This window comes from Azospirillum sp. ST 5-10, from assembly GCF_051225715.1.
Lineage (GTDB): Bacteria > Pseudomonadota > Alphaproteobacteria > Azospirillales > Azospirillaceae > Azospirillum.
In genome coordinates, this window is the sequence record NZ_JBPJSP010000012.1 from 38,801 (window position 1) to 59,813 (window position 21,013).

Annotated in this window: 21 protein-coding genes and 1 pseudogene; 19 read left to right on the top strand and 3 right to left on the bottom strand. The window is 72.7% G+C overall.

The window, feature by feature from the left end; translation table 11 throughout:
• The first annotated feature begins 146 nt into the window (after positions 1–146).
• The 13 genes from ACSBPG_RS15120 (at position 147) to ACSBPG_RS15180 (ending at position 13,785) form a co-directional block, all read left to right on the top strand.
• On the top strand, positions 147–1,499 hold the full coding sequence (locus ACSBPG_RS15120) for an ABC transporter substrate-binding protein (protein ID WP_435538009.1): 1,353 nt from the start codon (positions 147–149) through the stop codon (positions 1,497–1,499).
• 83 nt (positions 1,500–1,582) lie between these two features.
• On the top strand, positions 1,583–2,536 hold the full coding sequence (locus ACSBPG_RS15125) for an ABC transporter permease (RefSeq protein ID WP_435538010.1): 954 nt from the start codon (positions 1,583–1,585) through the stop codon (positions 2,534–2,536).
• A 46-nt stretch (positions 2,537–2,582) separates the two neighbouring features.
• On the top strand, positions 2,583–3,437 hold the full coding sequence (locus ACSBPG_RS15130; protein WP_435538011.1) for an ABC transporter ATP-binding protein: 855 nt from the start codon (positions 2,583–2,585) through the stop codon (positions 3,435–3,437).
• A gap of 65 nt (positions 3,438–3,502) precedes the next feature.
• Positions 3,503–4,222, top strand: coding sequence for a Crp/Fnr family transcriptional regulator (locus ACSBPG_RS15135; protein ID WP_435538012.1), 720 nt, complete (start codon positions 3,503–3,505; stop codon positions 4,220–4,222).
• Positions 4,223–4,320: 98 nt separating this feature from the next.
• Positions 4,321–5,043, top strand: a complete 723-nt coding sequence (locus ACSBPG_RS15140) for a hypothetical protein (protein ID WP_435538013.1) — start codon at positions 4,321–4,323, stop codon at positions 5,041–5,043.
• On the top strand, positions 5,044–5,823 hold the full coding sequence (locus tag ACSBPG_RS15145) for a hypothetical protein (protein ID WP_435538014.1): 780 nt from the start codon (positions 5,044–5,046) through the stop codon (positions 5,821–5,823).
• Between the two features lie 116 nt (positions 5,824–5,939).
• Positions 5,940–8,288: an ABC transporter ATP-binding protein gene (locus tag ACSBPG_RS15150; RefSeq protein WP_435538015.1), complete on the top strand. Its 2,349-nt coding sequence runs from the start codon at positions 5,940–5,942 to the stop codon at positions 8,286–8,288.
• The gene (locus ACSBPG_RS15155) at positions 8,285–9,088 is read left to right on the top strand and encodes an energy-coupling factor transporter transmembrane component T family protein (protein ID WP_435538016.1); all 804 of its coding nucleotides are present in this window, start codon (positions 8,285–8,287) and stop codon (positions 9,086–9,088) included. Before ACSBPG_RS15150 ends, ACSBPG_RS15155 begins: the two co-directional genes overlap by 4 nt.
• A gap of 276 nt (positions 9,089–9,364) precedes the next feature.
• A complete protein-coding gene (locus ACSBPG_RS15160; RefSeq protein ID WP_435538017.1) occupies positions 9,365–9,571 on the top strand; it encodes a hypothetical protein in 207 nt (68 codons plus the stop codon).
• A gap of 35 nt (positions 9,572–9,606) precedes the next feature.
• A complete protein-coding gene (coxB, locus tag ACSBPG_RS15165; protein ID WP_435538018.1) occupies positions 9,607–10,737 on the top strand; it encodes a cytochrome c oxidase subunit II in 1,131 nt (376 codons plus the stop codon).
• Between the two features lie 10 nt (positions 10,738–10,747).
• Complete coding sequence (ctaD, locus tag ACSBPG_RS15170) at positions 10,748–12,694, top strand: cytochrome c oxidase subunit I (RefSeq protein ID WP_435538019.1); 1,947 nt, start codon at positions 10,748–10,750, stop codon at positions 12,692–12,694.
• Entirely contained in the window at positions 12,687–13,334 is a 648-nt protein-coding gene (locus ACSBPG_RS15175; protein ID WP_435538020.1) for a cytochrome c oxidase subunit 3, read from the top strand. The genes ctaD and ACSBPG_RS15175 overlap by 8 nt, the downstream gene beginning before the upstream one ends.
• Positions 13,335–13,338: 4 nt before the next feature.
• Positions 13,339–13,785, top strand: a complete 447-nt coding sequence (locus ACSBPG_RS15180; RefSeq protein ID WP_435538021.1) for a hypothetical protein — start codon at positions 13,339–13,341, stop codon at positions 13,783–13,785.
• Positions 13,786–13,893: 108 nt separating this feature from the next.
• On the opposite strand, the gene ACSBPG_RS15185 is transcribed toward ACSBPG_RS15180, so the two are convergent.
• A complete protein-coding gene (locus tag ACSBPG_RS15185; RefSeq protein WP_435538022.1) occupies positions 13,894–14,334 on the bottom strand; it encodes a hypothetical protein in 441 nt (146 codons plus the stop codon).
• Positions 14,331–14,942: a MarR family winged helix-turn-helix transcriptional regulator gene (locus ACSBPG_RS15190; RefSeq protein ID WP_435538023.1), complete on the bottom strand. Its 612-nt coding sequence runs from the start codon at positions 14,940–14,942 to the stop codon at positions 14,331–14,333. The genes ACSBPG_RS15185 and ACSBPG_RS15190 overlap by 4 nt, the downstream gene beginning before the upstream one ends.
• Positions 14,943–15,023: 81 nt before the next feature.
• Between ACSBPG_RS15190 and ACSBPG_RS15195 the strand changes: the two genes are divergently transcribed.
• From ACSBPG_RS15195 to ACSBPG_RS15220, 6 genes are read left to right on the top strand one after another with little or no spacing between them, the layout of a single operon-like run.
• The gene (locus ACSBPG_RS15195) at positions 15,024–16,061 is read left to right on the top strand and encodes a LacI family DNA-binding transcriptional regulator (RefSeq protein WP_435538024.1); all 1,038 of its coding nucleotides are present in this window, start codon (positions 15,024–15,026) and stop codon (positions 16,059–16,061) included.
• Between the two features lie 7 nt (positions 16,062–16,068).
• Entirely contained in the window at positions 16,069–17,094 is a 1,026-nt protein-coding gene (locus tag ACSBPG_RS15200; protein WP_435538025.1) for an ABC transporter substrate-binding protein, read from the top strand.
• Entirely contained in the window at positions 17,091–17,966 is an 876-nt protein-coding gene (locus ACSBPG_RS15205; protein WP_435538026.1) for an ABC transporter permease, read from the top strand. The genes ACSBPG_RS15200 and ACSBPG_RS15205 overlap by 4 nt, the downstream gene beginning before the upstream one ends.
• A 5-nt stretch (positions 17,967–17,971) precedes the next feature.
• A complete protein-coding gene (locus ACSBPG_RS15210) occupies positions 17,972–18,766 on the top strand; it encodes an ABC transporter permease (protein ID WP_435538027.1) in 795 nt (264 codons plus the stop codon).
• Positions 18,767–18,777: 11 nt separating this feature from the next.
• Positions 18,778–19,827, top strand: coding sequence for an ABC transporter ATP-binding protein (locus ACSBPG_RS15215; protein WP_435538028.1), 1,050 nt, complete (start codon positions 18,778–18,780; stop codon positions 19,825–19,827).
• Positions 19,828–19,850: 23 nt separating this feature from the next.
• Positions 19,851–20,669, top strand: a complete 819-nt coding sequence (locus tag ACSBPG_RS15220; RefSeq protein WP_435538029.1) for a phosphodiesterase — start codon at positions 19,851–19,853, stop codon at positions 20,667–20,669.
• A gap of 42 nt (positions 20,670–20,711) precedes the next feature.
• Here the strand turns inward: ACSBPG_RS15220 and ACSBPG_RS15225 are convergent.
• Positions 20,712–21,013 (bottom strand): annotated as a pseudogene (locus tag ACSBPG_RS15225) (ornithine cyclodeaminase); the annotation flags it as partial.

The window sequence follows — 21,013 nt, forward strand, 5'->3', positions numbered from 1 at the left end:
CGCCGCGAATGCCGAACAAGGCGCCACCTCCGGCCTCCCCCGTTCGCCGGAACCCGCGGCGTTCCGCCACATGCGGCATAGTGGCACAAGCCTTGCTTCGTAGCACCCATCCCTAGGACATGCGGCGATCACGGGAGGGTACAAGCATGAAGCACTGTACGATCCTTCTCGCTCTCGGGCTGGCGCTGGCGCCGGCCGGTGCGGCGTCGGCGGAGACCATCGAGATCGGCATCGGCCACCAGAGCACGGTGACCAACACCGTGCCCGGCGGCATCATCCTGGAGAAGCTCGGCCTTCTCCAGAAGCACCTGCCCAAGGACGGCAAGTACGCCGGCGCGACCTACGAGGTCGTCTACCAGGACTACACGTCGGGCCCGCCGATCACCAACCAGATGCTGGCGGGCAAGCTGGCCTTCGGCGTGATGGGCGACTATCCGCTGATCGTCAACGGCGCCAAGTTCCAGGCCTCGGGCGGCGGCGAGACGCGGCTGATCGCCGTCACCGGCTACAACCTCAAGGGAACGGGCAACGGCATCGTCGTGCCGGTGGGCTCCGACGTCTACGCCCTGGACCAGCTCGCCGGCAAGTCGATCTCCACCCCCGTCGGCAGCGCCGCCTGGGGGATGACCCTGAAGGCGCTGCGCGACGCCGGGCTGATCGACACGGTGAAGATCCAGAACCAGGCGCCGCCGGTCGGCGTCGTCAACATCGCCCAGGGCAAGATCGACGCCCACGCCGACTTCTGCCCCTGGTCGGAGGTCATGGAGTTCCGCGGCACCGGCCGCAAGATCTTCGACGGCAGCGAAGCGAACATCCCGACCTTCCACGGCACCGTCGTCACCAAGGCCTTCGCCGAGCGCTACCCGGAGATCGTCCAGGCCTACCTCGACGCCACCATGGAGGCCCAGGCATGGATCGCCGAGGACCCGGTGCGCGCCGCCACCAAGGTGGCGGAGTGGACCGGCGTGGAGAAGGAGGTGCTCTATCTCTACTTCTCCAAGGGCGGCATCTCCACCTTCGAGCCGTCGCTGAAGCCGGAGTGGCTCAAGGCCCTGAAGTACGACCACGAGCTGCTGGCCAAGGAGACCGGCCTCACCGCGCTCGACTTCGACCGCTGGGTCGACCCGACCTTCGTCAAGGCCGCCTTCGCCGCCCGCGGCCTGGACTACGACGCCGCGGTGAAGACGGTCGTCGCCTCCGCCCCGGACACGCCCGGCCTGCCCGCGGCGGAGATGTGGGTCGACGGCGAGGGTGTCACCACCTTCGACAGCCCGCTCGCCATGACCGAGGCCTACCTGGCGGCGCAGAAGGCCGGCAAGCCGGTGCTCGCCACCTACGTCTACGACAAGGCGACGGGCCTCAAGCTGTTCGGCAAGGTCGCCTTCTTCGTCAAGACCGCCGACGGCGCGCTCACCCCCTTCATGAAGAAGGGCGACGCCGAAGCCTACGCCGCCGCCCACAAGGGCACCTTGGCGGGGTGGAGCGAGCTGGTGTCGTGACGCGCGGGCAACCCGGCGGGGCCCTCCGCCCCCGCCGGCGTCCCGCGCCCTCGGCAGCCTCCGCGGTTTGGCAGGAGTTTTCCATGAGCACGCCTTCCCCGACTCATCTGGCCACCAATCATCTGGCCATGACGCATCCGGACGGCGCCGCCGCCCCGGCGACGCCCCCGGCGGCAACCACCGCCGCGCCGGCCGCGGCACCGGTCGCGGCACCGGGCGGCCCCGCCCCCCTGCGCGCGCTGCGCGAGGCGGCGGGGGCCTGGGCCGCCGGCAACCTGCGCCACGTCGCCGTCAGCCTCGGCTCGATCCTCGTCGGCATCCTGATCTGGCACCTCGCGACCCTCTACCGGGTCGAGGCCTTCGTCAGCTTCCGCAACGTGCCGACGCCGACGGCGGTGGCCGCGGCGCTGGCCGGCCACCTCGCCGGCGGCGAGTTCTACCTGCACATCCTGGTGTCGCTGCAGCGCACCTTCAGCGCCTTCCTGTCGGCGGCGGTGCTGGGGATCGTGCTGGGCACCCTGATGGGGCGCTCGCGCCTGGTGCGCGCCATGGTCGTCCCCTACATCGAGATCCTGCGGCCGATCCCGGCGGTGGCGTGGATCCCGCTGGCCATCCTGATGTGGCCGACCGAGGAGGCGTCGATCATCTTCATCACCTTCCTCGGCGCCCTCTTCCCCATCATCCTCAACACGCTGCACGGGGTGGAGCAGACGCCGGAGATCCTGGTGCGCGCCGCCAAGTCGCTCGGCGCCTCGCGCATGCAGATCTTCTGGAACGTCATCCTGCCGGCCGCCCTGCCCTCGATCGCCGCCGGCCTCGCCATCGGCATGGGGGTGAGCTGGTTCTCGCTGCTGGCCGGCGAGATCATCTCCGGCCAGTACGGCATCGGCTACTTCACCTGGAACGCCTACTCGCTGATCAACTATCCCGACATCGTCGTCGGCATGCTGGTGATCGGCGCGCTCGGCACCTTGTCCACCTACGCGGTCAGGCTCGCCACCCGCCCCTTCCTGGCGTGGCAGCGCCGCACGCGCTGACCGGCAGCCGCCGCCCCCTCATCGCCCCGTTTCGGGAGGCCAGGACATGAACCTCAACGTCGTCGCCCTCAGGGACCGCGTCCGGCCGCGGCAGCCGCCGCGCAAGGGCCCCGGCCGCGGCCACATCGCCATCGACCGCGTCTCCATCACCTTCGGCACGGGCGCCAAGGCCCGCCCGGCGGTCATGGAGACCGACCTGGAGATCCGGCCCGGCGAGTTCGTCTGCATCCTCGGGCCGTCCGGCTGCGGCAAGTCGACCCTGCTCAACGCCATCGCCGGCTACGTCGCCCCGTCGGGCGGCGCGGTGCGGGTCGACGGCGAGCCGGTGACCGGCCCCGGCCCCGACCGCGGCATGGTGTTCCAGCAATATTCGCTGTTCCCGTGGAAGACGATCCGCCAGAACATCGCCTTCGGCCCCAAGGTCGCCGGGCTCGGGCCCGTCGAGTGCGAATCCACGGCCAACACCTTCCTGGAGATGGTCGGCCTGACCCGGTTCGCCAACGCCTACCCGGCCGAGCTGTCGGGCGGCATGCAGCAGCGCGTCGGCATCGCCCGGGCGCTCGCCAACTACCCCAGCGTGCTGCTGATGGACGAGCCGTTCGGCGCCCTCGACGCGCAGACCCGGCTGATGATGCAGGAGAGCCTGCTGGGGATCTGGAGCGAGTTCGGCACCACCGTGGTCTTCGTCACCCACGACGTCGACGAGGCGATCTTCCTCGCCGACCGGGTGCTGATCATGAGCGCCAGCCCCGGCTCCATCATCGACGACCTGGCCGTCGGCCTGCCGCGGCCGCGCCATCCCGACATGGCGACCGGCGAGGAGTTCGTCCGCCTGAAGAAGCTCTGCCTGGAGCGCATCCGCGCGGAGAGCCTGAAGGCCTTCGAGACGCAGGGCCGGTGATGGGCGCGCCAGCCCGGACCGCCCCCGGCGCCGGCGCCGGCCCGCGCGAGGCGGAGTCCGCCCGGATGTCCGCCGTCTTCCTCAGCGAGGGGGTGGGCCACCTCGACGAGGGGGCCGGCTTCCTCGGCCGCCTCGACCCGCGCGAGCTGGCGCGGGTGCGGGCGTCCGGCAGCGCCCGCACCTTCCGGCGCGGCGAGGGCGTGTTCTTCCAGGGCGACACCCACAACGGCATCTGGCTGATCGAGAGCGGCAGCGTGCGGACCTTCTACGTCGGCCCCTCGGGCCGCGAGATCACGCTCGCCTTCTGGACGTCCGGCCACTTCGTCGGCGGGCCGGAGATCTTCGGCGGCGGCAGCCACATGTGGTCGGCCGACGTCCAGGAGGACGCCGTCCTGCTCTACCTCGACGGCCGCGGCATCCGCCGCCTGATCGAGACCGTGCCGGGCTTCGCCATCTGCCTGATCGACGGGCTGGTGGCGAAGGGCAAGTGCTACTCCGCCCTCATCCAGATGCTGGGCACCCGCTCGGTGACCGAGCGGCTGGCCCACCTCCTGCTGATCTTCGCCGACACCTACGGGCGGGCGGAGGGCAACCGGCTGGTGATCGAGCGCAAGGTCACCCACGACCAGCTCGCCGCCATCGTCGGCGCCACCCGGCAGTGGGTCACCATGACCCTCGACAAGTTCCAGAAGCGCGGCCTGATCGCGGTGGGCCGGCAGAGCATCGTCGTCGAGCAGTACGACCTGCTGAAGGCGGTGGCGGAGGACCTCGATACGGGGCGGTGAGGCGGCGCCGCCTCTTTCTCGCATCCCGGTTGCGGGCGCGGCGTTATCCGCGATAAGGTCGGCGCAGCGCTCCCCGCAGGCTCCGTGCACGCCGCCGCATGTCCGACCCGGCCAAACGCTTCGCCCCGCCGCCGCCCCACTGGCCCGGCCGCCCGCCGGCGGGAGCCGCGCAGGCGAAGCCCGGCCCCGGCGCCCCGCCCGCCCATGCGCCGGCCGCCCGTCCGGTGGCGCAGCCCCAGGCCACCTTCGGCGCCCTGCGCAGCGGCCGGCCCGAGCGCGCCCGGGCCGGCGACGAGCTGGTGCGCATCCAGGGCGACGACTTCCTGCTGAAGACCGCCGACCGCGGCCTGCGGGTCAAGCCCAACGGCACCTACAACTTCGTGCGGGTGCAGGGCACCACGCGCAACGACGCGCACACCTACGTCTCGGCGCGCAGCGGCCACGCCGGGCTGGCCGGCGGCAAGCCGGTGCTGTACGCCGGCACCGCGCGCTTCGACAGCGGCCGCCTCGAATGGTGGAGCAACTATTCCGGCACCTACCAGCCGGTCGCCGCCCTGAACCGCCAGGCGCAGCTTCCCGGCGAGCTGTTCGTTCCCTGGCAGAAGCTGCAGATGGGGGGCATCGGCATGCAGCGCGGCATGCTGACCGACCAGCGCGCCGCCGGCGCGCCGGCCCGGCCCGCCGCCCGTGCCCAGGCGGCGGCGGAGGCGCCGGCCAAGAAGGAGGAACCGGGAAGGCCGGCGGCCACGCACCCGCCCGCCGCCCGGCCTCCGGCCCCGGAGGCGGCCAAGCGGCCGGGCCCCGAGGGGAAGGACCGCTGAATGGCGATTCCCCGCAGCTCCCTGCCGGTGGTCATCGGCGGTGCCCTGGTGTTCGGCGCGCTGCTGTTCCTGCTCGGCCTCGTCGTCGGCGCCAACCTGGAGCGGCCGTCCGGCCCCGTGGCCGACGCTCCCCCCAGCCCCGCCCCGGCCGATCCGGCGCCGCCGCCGGCGGACGACGCGGCCGCGCAGGGCGCTCCGGGGGGCGCTCCGGGGGGCGCTCCGGGGGGCGCTGCTCCGGCGGACGCTCCGGCCGCCCCGGACAAGCCGGCGGAGGGCGCGCCGGCCGCCCCACCGCCCGCCGCACCGCCCGCCAAGACCGACGGGTCCGGCGACGGCAAGGCCGCGGCGGCCGTCCCCCCGGTCAAGGTGAAGGGGTTCGCCTTCGGGGCGCCGCTGGACCTGCCGCCCGCCTCGGCGCTGCGCGGCGCCCTGTTCCAGGCGGCGGCCGCGCCGCCGGCCACCCCGCCGCCGGCGGACGGCACCGCCCCGGCCGCCCCGGCGGCGGCGCCGGCGGCCAAGGAACCGGCGCCGCCGGCCTACGTCTTTTCCGTCTCGGTCGGCCGCTTCCTGCTGGAGGCCCTGGCCGCGCGCCGCGTCGCCGAGGCGCAGGCGAAGGGCTTCCAGCCGGTGATCGTCGTCGCCGACCCGCCCGACCCGACGGGCTGGCTGACCGTCACGCTCGGCCCGCAGGACGACGCCGCCCAGGCCGGGCGGCTGGCCCAGAGCGCCGCGGAGCAGGGCTTCGACACCCGCGTGGTGAGCTGGCTGGCGCCGTCGTGACGGCGCCGCGCCGCCGGGGCGACACGAAACATTCACCGAACCATCACGCAACGCACGGCCGCGCCGCCTGTCTTGCCCGTCGGTAATAACCACGACGACAAGGGGCGGGGGGCCACATGCGAAGCCGTCAGACCCTATCCTCGGCACAGTTCATCGGCATCCTCGGCGTCACCGCCGTCCTGTTCTTCCTGTCGCTGATCCCGCTCGAGGTGATTCCGGAAATCCCGGTCGACATCGACCAGAAGGCGTTCTTCATCCCCTTCCTCCTGGCGGCCCTCCTGCCGGTCGGCCGGGCGACGCTCGCCGTCGGCCTGGGCATGGCGCTCGGCGAGGGCATCCGCGACCTGATGGAGGGCTACGAGCTGGACGATCCCTTCGGCTTCGTCGGCTACATCGCCGGCGTCCTGATCTTCGGCCACATGGCCGCCCTGCGGCCGCTGAACCGTGCCTGGCCGGCCCTCTCGGCGGTCGTCGGCGCCGCCGTCCAGTCGGCGTTCGAAGCGTCGACCCTGCTGCTGTTCGGCAGCGAGGCCGCCAGCGTGGCGCTCTACAGCGGCCTCGGCAACACGCTCACCCACGGCGTCCTCTGGGGCGCCGTGCCGCTGGCCCTGACGGCGCCGCTCCTGCACGGGCGCTTCGAGCGTCTCCTCGGGTTCGCACCGAAGGGCGCGCGCTCGCACGACCCGCAGCCGCTGCGGGAGCGCGCCCGCGAGGCCTCCGCCGGCGAGCCGCTCGACGGCATCCTGTGCGCCGACGGGCTGACCTTCCGCTACCCCGCGACCGGGCGGCCGGCGGTGGACGGCGTCCGCTTCGCCCTGAAGCGGGGCGAGGTGCTCGGCCTGCTCGGCCCGGCGGGGGCGGGCAAGACCAGCCTGTGCCTGTGCCTGACCGGGCTGGCGCCGCGCGCCACCGGCGGCGACCTCGCCGGCAGCGTCCGCCTCGACGGCATCGACCCGCAGACGGCGCCGCGCGACGCGGTGGCGGGGCGGATGACCTTCGTCGCCGAGAACGTCTCCGCCCAGCTCACCCAGGTGCGCGCGCTCGACGAGGTCGCGGCGCCGCTGATGAACCGCGGCATGGCGCGCGACGAGGCGCGGGCCAGGGCGCGCGAGGTGCTGCGCAGCGTCGGCGTCGCGGACACCGGCGACCTGGAGCGGCGGCGCGTCTGGGAGCTGTCGGACGGCGAGCAGCGCCGGGTCGTGCTGGCCGCCGCCCTGGCCGGCAGCCCGGACGTGCTGCTTCTGGACGGCGTCGCCGGCGGCTTCGATCCGCAGGCGCGCGACCATCTGCGCCGGCTGGTGCGCGAGGCGGCGGAGAACCGCGCGGTGCTGCTGGCCGAGAACGACCCCGACCTGCTGCTCGACCTGGCCGACCGGGTGGCGGTGATGGTGGACGGCCGGCTGTGCGGCATCGGCCCGGCGGCGGAGATCCTCGCCGACCGGGCCCTGATGGAGCGGGCCGGCTTCGCGGCGCCGCTGCGCCTGCGCGCCGCCGCCGCGGCCGGCCTGGCCGCCGGGACCGCCGATCTCGACGCCCTGCGCGCCCGCATCGCCGCCCGTCCGCCGGCGGCCGCGGCGCGGCCCGGCGCCGACGCGCCGCCGGCCGACGGACGGGCGGGGGTTGGACAGGCGGCCGAGGCCCCGCCCGTGCTGGCCATGGCGGACGTGACGTTCTCCTACGGCGGCGGCGTGCCGACCATCGACGGCGTCAGCCTGACGGTGGCGGCGCGCCAGACGGTGGGCCTGCTCGGCGCCAACGGCGCCGGCAAGACGACCCTGGCCCGCCTCGCCGTCGGCCTGTTGCGGCCGGACCGCGGCTGTGTCCGCATCGCCGGCCGCGACGCCGCCGCCCTGGGGGTGAGCGACCGCGCGGCGGTGATCGGCTACGCCGTGCAGAACCCCGACGAGTCCATCAGCGAACGGACGGTGGCCGACGAGATCGCCTTTCCGCTGCGCCGGAGCCGCGACGGCGATGCCGCCGACGAGGACGCCCGGCGGCGGCGCGTCGAGGAGGTGGCCGAGACCGTGCGCCTCGACCGGCGGCTGCTGGCCTGCGACCCCACCGCCCTGTCCTTCGGGCAGCGCAAGCTGGTGACGATCGCCACGGCGCTGGCGCGCGCGCCGGACCTGCTGATCCTCGACGAGCCGATGGTCGGCCTCGACGGCGCCGGGCAGCGCCACCTGCGCGGCGTCGTGGCACGCCTGCGGCGCTCGGGCACGGCGGTGCTCGTGCTCGACCACAACGCCGACCTCGTCGCCGACGTCGCCGACCGGGTGCTGGCGCTGTCGGGCGGCCGGACGATGGCCGAGGGCCCGCCGCGCGAGGTCTTCGCCCGCCCCGCCTGGGAGCGCCTCAAGGAGGCCGCGCTGGCCCCGCCGCGCGCCGCGCGCCTGTCGCACCGCCTCGGCCTCGACGCCTTCACCGCCGACGAGCTGATCGGCCAGATCCGGGGAGCCACGCCATGACCGCCGTGCCCGTCCTGCACACCGACCGCGATTCGTTCCTGCATCGCCGCGACCCGCGGGTGAAGATCGGCCTGTTCGTCCTGCTCGTCGTCTTCCTCTATCTCGCGCCGAGCTGGCCGTGGATGCTCGGCATGACGGCGGTCGGCGTCGGCCTCGCGGTGGCCGCCCGGGCGCCCTGGCGGTGGCTCGCCGTCCTGCTGGCGCTGCAGATCCCGAACGTCGTCGGCCTCGTCCTCATCCCCGCCTTCGGCCCGCTCACCTCCGGCTCCTTCGCCATGACCGAGGAGCTGGCGTTCGGGCTGCGCCTCGGGCTGGCGTGGATCGCCGCGATCCTGATCGGCGTCAGCCTGCTGTGCACCATGGACGTCGACGAGCTGATGGACGGGCTGCGCGGCGTCGGCCTGCCCAAGGGATTCGCCTTCGTCGTCGGCTACGTGTTCCTGCTGCTGTACCTCAGCATCAACGACATCCTGCGCATCGCCGACGCCATGCGCCTCAAGGGGCTGGGGCTCAGCCGGCGCCGGCCGCTGCGCCTGCTGGTCAACATCCCCCACCTGATGATCCCGGCGCTGTTCACCGTGGTCCGCCGCGCGCAGGCGATGATGTCGGCCCTCGACATGCGCGGCTTCTCGTTCTCCGGCAACACCAACGCCCGGCGCACGCGGCTGAAGTTCGACCTCGCCGACGGGGCGGCGCTGGCCTGCGGCGTGCTGATCCTGGCCTCGGCCGGGGCCGACCGCTACGGCCTGGTCGAGCCGGCGGCGCTGGTCGACATCGCCGCCGCCGCCGTCCCGTCCTAGGCCCTCGTCCGGCGATGGGGCGACCGCGCCTCCGGCAAAGGAGCGGCCGGTCCTCCGGCGCGATGTGTCGGAACGCCGGGGCCCACCCGGAGGTGTGCGCGCCGGTCCCCCGACGATTCCCTGCCCCGTGCCGACCCGCTGACCGTTCGTGCAGGCACGGGCTTCACCGATGGGAAAGCCCCGGAACCGTGCGTCCGGAACGGCGTTGAGGGTTGCAGCACCTCCCCATGCGCCCGGCAACCCCGCCCTGCGACGACCAACGGGAAGACGTCCGTCATGCCCCCAGCGCGCCACCATCGCTTCCGCACGCCCGTCCTCCAGGCCTTCCTCCCGCTCGCCGTGCCGGCGGCCGCAGAGGACCTCGCCACGCTGAGCCGGAATCCCGCGGAGTGGGTGATGCCGGCGAAGAACCACACCAGCACCCGCTTCAGCGGACTCGACCGGATCACCATTCTGGCGGAGTACGGGGCGCCGGTGCTGTGAACGCCGTGGACGCAGGGGAGACGGAGCCTGGAACCATGCCGAAACGGAGGTCACCGACCGCGTCCGCCGCGACCCTGGTGCACGTGCCGGTCACCGGGGTCTATCCCGGCACCGTACGCGCGATGGTGAACGCACGGAAACCGATGCGGCATGCCGCCGCCGCCGCAGTGGTCCTGGGCCTCCTGTCCCGGGGCGCCCGCGCCGACGCGCCCATGGGCTATCTGGAGACGTTCGGCCCCCGCGGCCACGAGATCGCCGCCCTGACCTGGGGACTGATCGTCCAGTCCGTCGTCGTCGTCGCCATCATCAGCGCGCTCGTCGTGGCCGGCGTGTTCCGGCGCCGCCTGCGCCGCGGCGTGGTGCCGGGCGAGCCGCTGCCGGTGGAACGGTCGGGCGGACGGACCGGCCTGCGCTGGATGTACATCGGCCTGGCGCTGACCACCGTGGCCCTGCTGGCCTCGGTCGTCTGGACCATGTCCACCCTGGCCGCCATCCACGAGCCGCCGGCCGAGCCCACGGTGACCATCGAGGTCACCGGCCACCAGTGGTGGTGGGAGGTGCGCTACACCAGCCGGGACGCCTCGCGTGTCTTCGAGACCGCCAACGAGATCCACATACCGGTCGGCGTGCCGGTGCGCTTCAAGCTGCGCTCGGCCGACGTCATCCATTCCTTCTGGGTGCCCAAGCTGGGCGGCAAGACCGACCTCATCCCGGGCCAGACCAACGAGACCTGGCTGCAGGCCGACCAAGCCGGCGTCTACCGCGGCCAGTGCGTGGAGTACTGCGGCAAGCAGCACGCCCACATGATCCTGCGCCTGTTCGCCGACCCGCCGGAGGTCTTCCAGGCGTGGTGGGACGGCCAGGTGCGCAGCGCGCCGGAACCGCGGACGCCGCTGCTGACCGCCGGACGCCGGCAGTTCGTGCTGCGCTGCGGCGCCTGCCACACCGTGCGCGGCACGCCGGCCGGCGGCGCCATGGGGCCGGACCTCACCCATCTGATGAGCCGCACCACCATCGCCGCCGGCATGCTGCCCAACACCGTCGGCTATCTCTCGGGCTGGATCGCCAACCCGCGGGTCGTCAAGCCGGGGACGCGGATGCCCAACATCGACCTCCCCCCGCCGGAGCTGACCGCCATCCGCAGCTATCTGCTGACACTCAACTGAGGACCCCGCCGTGGCCGTCGCAAAATACGAGCGGATGCCCAAGGTCGACGTGGTCAACCGCGCGCTGTCGGACAAGCTCCACAAGACATGGGAAACCAAGCCCGGCCTCTACGGCTGGATCGCCACCGTCGACCACAAGGAGATCGGCCTGCGCTACATCGTCACCGCCTTCGCCTTCCTGGTGGCGGGCGGCGTCGAGGCGCTGATCATGCGCATCCAGCTGGCCGGGCCGGACACCGCCGTGGTGCCGCCGGAGGTCTACGACCAGCTCTTCTCGATGCACGGCATCACCATGATCTTCCTCTACGCCCTGCCCGTCCTGTCGGGCTTCAGCAACTATCTCTTCCCCCTGGTGCTGGGCGCCCGCGACATGGCGTTCCCGCGGCTCAACGCCTTCTCCTACTGGGTGTACCTGGCGTCGGGCCTGTTCATGTACTCCAGCTTCCTGATCGGCGCGGCGCCCAACGACGGCTGGTTCAACTACGCCCCCTACTCCCTGCGCGCGTTCAACCCCGGCCCGAACATGGATTTCTACGCGCTGGGCATGATCTTCCTCGACATCTCCACCACGGTGGGGGCGGCCAACTTCGTGGTGACGGTGATGCGCACCCGCGCGCCCGGCATGTCGATCAACCGCATGCCGATCATCGTCTGGGGCACGACGACCATCTCCTTCGGCATCCTGGCGGCGGTGCCCTCGGTCAGCCTCGCCTTCTTCCTCCTGTGGATGGACCGCCAGTTCGGCACCCATTTCTACGAGACCACGGGCGGCGGGCGGCCGCTCCTGTGGCAGCACCTGTTCTGGATCTTCGCCCACCCCTGGGTCTACATCATCGTGCTGCCGGCCATGGGCATGGTGTCGGACGGGCTGCCGGTGTTCTGCCGCCGGCCGCTGGTGGGCTACACGCTGGTGGTGCTGGGCACCATCACCACCATGGTCCTGGGGTTCGGGGTGTGGGTGCACCACATGTTCGCGACGGGCATCCCCTTCCTCTCCCTGTCCTTCTTCAGCGGCGCCTCCTTCATCATCACCATCCCCAGCGCGGTGGCGGTGTTCGCCTGGGTGGCGACGATCTGGAACGGGCGGCCGGTGGTCACCACGGCCTTCCTCTACTTCGCCGCCTTCATCTCCATGTTCGTGATCGGCGGCGTCTCGGGGGTGATGACCGCGTCGGTGCCGGCGGACCTGCAGCTCCACGACACCTATTTCGTCGTCGCCCATCTCCACTACGTGCTGATCGGCATCAATCTCTTCGGCGTGCTGGGCGGCCTCTATTTCTGGTTCCCCAAGTTCACCGGCCGCATGCTGAGCGAGCGGCTCGGCCGCTGGAACTTCTGGATCACCCTCGTCGGCTTCAACCTGGCCTTCCTGCCCATGCACTGGACGGGTCTGCTCGGCATGCCGCGGCGCGTCTACACCTATCCCGGCGACCTCGGCTGGAACACCGTCAACATGCTGACGTCCGTCGGCGCCTTCGTGCTGGCCGCCGGCATCCTCCTGCTGTTCGTCAACGTCGTCCACAGCCTGAAGCGCGGCCGGCCGGCCGGCGACAACCCGTGGGACGCGCCGACCCTGGAATGGGCCACCTCGTCGCCGCCGCCGCCCTACAACTTCGCCGTCGTGCCCGTGGTCGCCAGCCGCCACCCCCTGTGGGAGGAGCGCCTCGACGAGGGGACCGGCCGCTCCTCGCCCTGGCGCGGCATGGTGCTGGACGACGGCAAGGAGATCGTCGCCACGTCGGTGCTCGACGCCGAGCCCGACGTGATCCTGAAGATGCCCGAGGACACCCCCTGGCCCTTCGTCACCACCCTCGCCATGACCGTCGGCTTCGCCGGCCTGCTGCTGCACGGCTGGTGGTGGGCGGCCGGCGGCGGCGTGGCGACCCTGCTGTGCCTGCTGGCGTGGCTGTGGCCCAGGCGGAGCCTCGAACAGACCGCGAGGCCGGCCCATGGTTGATGCGACCCCGTCCGACCTCGGTCCCGGCCCCCGCCGCGAGGCCGACCGCACCGTCACCATCGCCCGGCTGCCCGTCGGGTCCGTCGGCACGCGGGCGTCCGGCTGGTGGGGCATGCTGACCCTGATCGCGACGGAGGCGTTCCTCTTCGCCAACCTGCTGTTCAGCTACTACTACGTGGCGGGCCAGGCGGGACGCCACTGGCTGCCGCCGGACCCGCCGTCGTTCCGGCTCTCCGGCCCCAACACGGTGCTGCTGCTGCTGAGCAGCGTCGCCGTCTGGTTCGGCGAGCGCGGGGCGCGCCGGGGCAGGCGCTGGCAGCTCGCCGGCGGCCTGGCGGCGGGGGTCGCGATGGGCGCCGTCTTCGTGCTGGTGCAGTGGACGGAGTGGGCGGACAAGCCCTTCACGCTCGCCACCAGCTCCTACGGCTCCCTCTACTTCACCGTCACCGGCTTCCACGTGGCGCACGTGGTGGCCGGGTTGCTGATCCTGGCGGCGCTGGCCGTGTGGTCGGCGTTGGGCCTGTTCGACCGCGAACGCCACGCCCCCGTTTCGATCGGCGCCATCTACTGGCACTTCGTCGACGCCGTCTGGCTGGCGGTGTTCTTCACCTTCTACGTCACGCCCTATCTGATGAGGTGAGACGATGGCCCAGCACGGTGCCCGGTTCGACATCGGCCATCCCGCACCCGAGCGCCACAAGGCCGGCCCGTGGCTGCTGTTCGTCACGCTGTTCGGCGCGCCGCTGGCCTGGACCCTGCAGCTCCTGGTCAATTCCAGCATCGCCGGCCTGGCCTGCCTCACCGGCACCGGCGCCCGGGCCGACGTCGCCCGCTGGGCCTGGGCCGATCCCGTGATCGTCGCCGTCAACCTCGTGGCGCTCGTCGCCGCCGGCGTGGCGTTCCTGGTCGCGTTGCGCAGCCTGCGCCTCACCCACGGCGAGGAGGCGCACCGCTCGGGCGGCGTGATGGACGCGGGCGAGGGGCGGACGCGCGTGCTGGCCATCTGGGGCCTGTGGAGCAGCGTGCTGTTCTTCCTGGCGATCGCCGCCAACACCGTCTCCGTCTTCTGGGGCGGCCTCTGCGCCACCTGACGCGCCGGATCCCCGGCCCGCCGGGGCCACCCTGCCGGACGCGGCCTGCGCCCGGGCGCTGTCGCCCGAGCGGCGGCACGGACGTCGGCGCCCGGGCGGTCGCGGCTCTCATCCCGCAGCGATGCGCCTCGTCAGGGCGAGTCCGTCACGCAGATTGAGTGCCATGAGCGTCAGGTTCGCGGCTCCCGCCAACAGCTCTATCGCCTGCACGACGGCGAAGGCGCCGTCGTGCACGCCCACCGCGGCACGGGCCTGAAGAAAGACGGCGCAGGGCACGAGGACCAGCAGCCCGTTGAGCGCGATCAGCGGCATGCGGCGACGCTTGCGGGCGACGCGTGGAGCACCGGAACCGCCGGCCATGCGGAACCCCGTCATTCCGGTGATCGCCAGCGCCGGCACCAGCAGGAGCAAACCCCAGAGGATCGCGGTCTTCACGGCGAACACCGCGCCTTCGGTGCCGAGCGCCTCGGCCGCGACCGTCGAGATCCAGAAGACGGCGACCGTCACCATGCCGGTTGCGGCGGCGACGGCGTGCAGAGCCCGGGTCATGGCGTTCCTCCTTGGTCCGGTGGCGGTCGCAGGCGGTTGCGGAAGGACCGCATCAGATCGGCGACCTGCTCGATGTCGGCCGGGGCGATGCCCGCCACCAACGTATCGGCAAGGGCCAACCACACCGCGCTTGCGCTCTCGAAGAGCGCGTCGCCGCGTGCCGTGAGCTGAACCAGCTTGGCGCGGCGGTGGTGCGGGTTGGGCGCGAAACGCAGGATCCCCTCGGCCTCGAGCTCGTTGGCGATCCGCTGCACGGACTGGCGCACGAGACCCATGTTGCGGGCGATGCCGGCGACCGGCAGCCCTCCACGGGCCTCCGCGACGGCCCCCATGACCTGCCAGCGCGCGCTGGTCAGCCCGAGCGGCCCGACCAACGTGTCGCCCGCGGCGGTGAGGGCACCGTTCAGCCGGAAGACCTCAAGGGCGAGGCGGCTGGCGGGGTGCGCGAAAACACGTTCGGAAGCGGTTGTCATGGGTGTATACCGCCATATCGACAGTATGCTGTCAATTCTCGATCCGATCCCTGCATCCGCACCGACGCCGGCGTGTCCGGCGTCCGGCCCGACCATCACCGCCCCACCGCCGATGGAAACGTTTCCAAAGTTCATGAAAACGTTTCCAGGACGTCACGGGACTGCAACGCTCGCCCCGCACCCTGCGCCGGGTTCAATCGACGGCAAGGGCGTGGCATGGCCAAGGGGGCGACCATCCGGGACGTGGCGGCGCGGGCGCGCGTGTCCATCGCGACGGTGTCGCGCGTCCTCAACGGCTCCGGCCTCGCCGCCCCGGAGACGGCGGAACGGGTGCGCTCGGCCATCGCCGAGCTGGACTTCCGGCCCAACACCATCGGCCGCAGCCTGAAGGCGGCGCGCACGCGGACCGTCGGCGTGCTCATCCCGACCCTGGCGAACCCGGTGTTCGCCGGCAGCGTCGTCGGCATCCAGGAGGCGGCGGCCGAGGCCGGCTACCACGTGCTGATCGCCTCCACCGACTACAGCCCGGAGCGCGAGGCCCAGGCCATCGACGGGCTGCTGTCCAACCAGGTGGACGGGCTGGTGCTGACCGTCGCCGACGCCGACCGCAGCGCCGCGCTCGACACGCTCGACGCGGCGGCGATGCCCTACGTGCTCGTCTACAACGAGCCCGAGCGCGACGGCCGTCCCTTCGTGTCGGTCGACAACGTCGCCGCGGCCCGCGCCGTGGTGGAGCGCATGATCGCGCTGGGCCACCGCCGCATCGGCATGGTGGCGGGACGCTTCCGCCAGTCCGACCGCTCGCGCCGCCGCCACGCCGGCTACGCGGCGGCGCTCCGGGCCGCCGGGCTGGCGGCCGGGCCGCTGATCGAGGTCGACTTCGCCGACACGCGGCTCGCCCAGCATCTCGCCCCGCACATGACGGGCGCCGGACGCCCCACCGCGCTGTTCAGCTCCAACGACCTGCTGGCGCTCGCCACCATCCGCGCCGTGCGCGACCTCGGCCTGTCGGTGCCGGACGCGGTGTCGGTCGCCGGTTTCGACGGAATCGAGGTCGGCGCGCTGGTTTCCCCCAGCCTCGCCACCCTGGCGCAGCCGGCGGCGGCCATGGGCCGCACCGCCTTCGCCACCCTGCTCGCCCGGCTCGCCGGCGAGGCGCACGCGACGCGCACCACCCTGCCCTTCACGCTCCGCGCGGGCGAATCCCTCGGCCCCGCGCCGCACACCCGCCAGCCCACGCACACCGGAGGATGAGACCGCCATGTTGAAACCGTTCGTCCTGGGCGCCGCCGCCCTGGTCGCCGCCACCGTCGCCGCCACCGTCAGTGTCGTGGCGCCGGCCGCCGCGCAGCCGACGGCCATCTGCTACAACTGCCCGCCGGAATGGGCCGACTGGGCCTCGCAGCTCAAGGCCATCAAGGACGACCTCGGCATCGCCGTGCCGTTCGACAACAAGAACTCGGGCCAGTCCCTGTCGGCGCTGATCGCCGAGAAGGACAACCCGGTGGCCGACGTCGTCTATCTCGGCGGCCCGGTCGGCATCCAGGCCAAGGCGGCCGGCGTCGTCGCCCCCTACAAGCCGGCCAACTGGGACGACATCCCGGCCGACATGAAGGACCCCGACGGGGCCTGGTTCACCATCCACTCCGGCACGCTCGGCTTCTTCGTCAACACCGCGGCGCTGGGCGGCAAGCCGGTGCCGCGGTCCTGGGCCGACCTGCTGAAGCCGGACTACGCCGGCATGGTTGGCTACCTCGACCCGACCAGCGCCGCCGTCGGCTACGTCGGCGCGGTGGCGGTCAACCAGGCGCTGGGCGGTGACTACGCCGACTTCGGCAAGGCCATCGGCTGGTTCCAGGCGCTCCAGAAGAACCAGCCCATCGTGCCCAAGCAGACCTCCTACGCCCGCGTCCTGTCGGGCGAGATCCCGATCCTCATCGACTACGACTTCAACGCCTACCGCGCCAAGCACACCGACAAGGCGCCGGCCGCCTTCGTCATCCCGGCCGAGGGCTCGGTCTCCGTCCCCTACGTCATGAGCCTGGTGAAGAACGGGCCGAACCCGGACAACGGCAGGAAGGTCCTGGACTACGTGCTGTCCGACAAGGGCCAGGCGCTGTGGGCCGACGCCTTCATGCGCCCGGTGCGCGCCGACGCCATGTCCCCCGACATGGCCGCCAAGTTCCTGCCGGCCGCCGACTACGCCCGCGTCAAGGCGGTCGACCTGGCGAAGATGGCCGAGGCCCAGAAGGGCTTCATGGCCCGCTACCAGGCCGAGGTGCGGTGAGCGCGCTCCCGGCCCGCCGCCTCCGTCCCCCGCAGCGCGGGGGACGGTCGCCCGGCGCCTCCGACACGCTGCTGCTGGCCGGGCTGATCGCCCCGGCCGCCGCGGTGTTCGCCGCCTTCTTCCTGGTGCCGCTGGCCCGCCTCTTCGTCATCGGCGGCAACGGCGCGGAGGGCTGGGCGGCCTACGCGACGGTCCTCACCGATCCCGCGCACCGCGACGGGCTGGTCGCCACGGTGCTGCTGTCGGCGGGCGTCACCGCCGTCACCCTGGCGGTCTCCACCGTCGCCGGCCGGTTCCTGGTGCGCCACCGCTTTCCCGGGCACGCGCTCGTGGTCGCCATGCTGACCTTCCCGCTGGCCTTCCCCGGGGTGGTGATCGGCTTCATGGTGATCATGCTGGCCGGGCGCCAGGGGCTGATCGGCGACCTCACCCAGGCGTTGTCCGGCGGCAAGCTGGTGTTCGCCTACTCCATGGCCGGGCTGTTCCTCGGCTACGTCTACTTCTCCATCCCGCGGGTTATCCTGACGGTGATGGCGGCGGCGGAGACGCTCGACCCGCGGCTGGAGGAGGCGGCGCGCTCGCTGGGGGCGCGTCCCTGGCGGGTCTTCCTGGACGTCGTCCTGCCGGCCTTGAAGCCGGCGCTGCTGTCGGCCGGGGCGATCTGCTTCGCCACGGCCATGGGCGCCTTCGGCACCGCCTTCACGCTGGCCACCCGCATCGACGTGCTGCCCATGATCATCTACACCGAGTTCACCCTGCAGGCGAACATCGCCACGGCGGCGGCGCTGAGCTTCGTGCTCGGCGCCATCACCTGGGCGGCGCTGGCGCTGGCGCGCAGCTACGCCGGGTCGAGCGTGGCGGCGGCGGGGTGACGGCCATGACGCAGCGCCGCGGCTGGGCGTTCTGGGCGCAGCTCGCCTTCACCCTCGCGATCTGCGCCCTGATGGTGGTGCCGGTCGTGCTGTCCATGCTCGCCGGCGTCACCGCCAACTATTTCGTGGGCCTGAAGAGCGGGCTCACCCTGCGTTGGCTCGGCGAGGTGTGGCAGACCTACGCCGGCACCATTTTCCTGTCGCTGCGGATCGCCTTCGCCTGCCTCGCCTGCACCCTGGTGCTGGGGGTGCCCGCGGCCTACGCGCTGGCGCGCCGCCAGGGGCCGCTGGCCCGCGCGGCGGAGGAGCTGCTGGTGATGCCGGTGGCGGTCCCCGGCCTCGCCACGGCGCTGGCGCTGATCGTCACCTACGGCGGCACCGGCGACTTCCGGCGGAGCTGGCTCTTCATCCTGGTCGGCCATGTGCTGTTCACCCTGCCCTTCATGGTGCGCGCGGTGCTGGCGGTGATGACCTCCATCGACCTGAAGACCTTGGAGGAAGGGGCGGCGAGCCTCGGCGCCAACTTCCGCCAGCGCTTCTTCGGCGTCGTCCTGCCCAACAGCCTGTCCGGCATCCTGGCCGGCTCGCTGATGGTGCTGACCCTGTCGGTGGGGGAGTTCAACCTGACCTGGCTCCTCCACACGCCGCTGACCAAGACCCTGCCGGTGGGGCTGGCGGACGCCTACGCCTCGCTGCGCATCGAGGTCGGCAGCGCCTACACGCTCGTCTTCTTCCTGATGATCATCCCCTGCCTGGTCCTGCTGCAGCTGCTGGCCCGGCGCGGGCGCCCGAAGCCCTGAGGTCCCCGACCATGACCGAGACCTTCCACCTCGACGCGGTTCCCATCCGCCTGCAGGCCTGCGCCAAGACCTTTCCCGGCGGCGCCCGGGCGCTGGAGCCGCTCGACCTCGCCATCGCCGGCGGCGAGACCGTCGTCTTCCTCGGGCCGTCCGGCTGCGGCAAGACGACGACCTTGCGCCTGATCGCCGGGCTGGAGGCGCCGGACCCCGGGGGCCGCGTGTTCTTCGGCGCGGAGGACGTGACCGCCCTGCCCATCGAGCGCCGCAACGTCGGCATGGTGTTCCAGAGCTACGCCCTGTTCCCCAACATGAGCGTGGCGGAGAACGTCGCCTACGGCCTGAAGGTGCGCCGCGTGGCGCGGGCGGAGCGGGCGCTGCGGGTGGAGGAGATGCTCGATCTCATGCACCTCGGCGAGCTGGCGGGCCGGCGCATCGACCAGCTCTCCGGCGGCCAGCGCCAGCGGGTGGCGCTGGCCCGCGCCCTGGTGGTGCGCCCGCGCGTGCTGCTGCTGGACGAGCCGCTGACGGCGCTCGACGCCAAGCTGCGCGACAGCCTGCGCCTGGAGATCGACCGGCTGCTGCGCGGCCTCGGCATCACCGCGGTCTACGTCACCCACGACCGGGCCGAGGCGATGGCGCTCGGCGACCGCATCGTGGTGATGGCCAAGGGGCGGGTCGCCCAGGTCGGCACGCCGCGCGAGATCTATTTCCGCCCGGCCGACGCCTTCGTCGCCGACTTCGTCGGCACCATGAACCGCCTGACCGGCGAGGCCGGCGACGGCCAGGTCCGCATCGGCCGCGGCAGCCTGCCGTGGTCCGGCGCCGCCGGCCGCGTCGAGCTCCTCGTCCGCCCCGAGGACGTCGTCCTGGCCGAGGACGCCGGCCATCTCGAGGCGCGGGTGCTGGTGGCGGCCTTCCTCGGCGACCGCACCCGCCTCGTCGTCGAGGCCGACGACGGCACGCCGCTGACGGTGGACGCGGCCGGCCGCACCGCCCTGGCCAAGGGCGACCGGGTCGCCCTGCGCCTCGACCCGACGCGCCTCCTCACCCTTCCCGCCTGACCGTCGCCGGACCCGATCCCTCCATGCTCATCGCCCAGCTCACCGACCCGCACATCAAGGCGCCGGGTCGCCTCGCCTACCGCCGCGTCGACACCGCGGCCTGCCTCGCCCGCGCCGTCGCCGCGGTGAACGCGCTGGACCCCGCGCCCGACCTCGTCCTGCTGACCGGCGACCTCGTCGATTTCGGGACGGACGCCGAATACGGCCTGCTGCTCGAACTGCTGCAGCCCCTGCGCGCACCCCTGTACGCGGTGCCGGGCAACCACGATTCCCGCACCGGCATCGCCCGCGCCTTCCCTGACCTGGCGCGGCGGTCCGGCGGCGATGCCTTCTTCCAGTACACGGTGGAGGACTGGCCCGTGCGCCTCGTCGGGCTCGACACCATGCGTCCGGGTTCCGGCGGCGGCGAGCTGTGCGCCGGCCGCCTGGCCTGGCTGGACGCACGGCTGGCCGAGCGGCCGGACCGGCCCACCATCGTCTTCCAGCACCACCCGCCCTTCCCCACCGGCATCGGCCACATGGACCGCATCGGCCTCGCCGGCGCGGCGGAGGAAGCCGCGGTGATCCGCCGCCATCCCCAGGTGGAGCGGGTGCTGTGCGGCCATCTGCACCGGCCGATCCAGGTGCGCTGGGCCGGCACCCTCGCCTCGACCGCCCCGTCGGTGGCCCACCAGGTGGCCCTCGACCTGCGCGAGGCGGCGCCCTCGGCCTTCGTGCTGGAGCCGCCGGGCTTCCAGCTCCACCTCTGGCGGGACGACGCCGGCCTCGTCAGCCACACCGCCTTCGTCGAGGGGTTCGACGGTCCGTACCCGTTCTTCGCCGACGGCAAGCTGATCGACTGACCGTGCCGGCCCCTGCGGAGCGGGGGGAGCGGGGGCCGGCCCTCAGGACGGCGCGACCTCGATGCGCTGCTTCTCGCGCATCAGCATGCCGTAGAGATCCCGGGGATCGTCCGGATCGGCGATCATGTCCAGCATCTGGAAGCGGGTCGACGAGGCGATGCGGTCGCGCAGCCAGCGCAGCGCCGAGAAATCCTCGATGGCGAAGCCGACGCCGTCGAACAGCGTGATCTGCTGCTTGCCCGTGCGGCCCGGCGCCTCGCCGCGGATCACCTGCCAAAGCTCGGTGACGGGGTGGTCGGCGGCGAGCTGCTGGATCTCCCCCTCGATCCTGGTCTGGTCGGTGT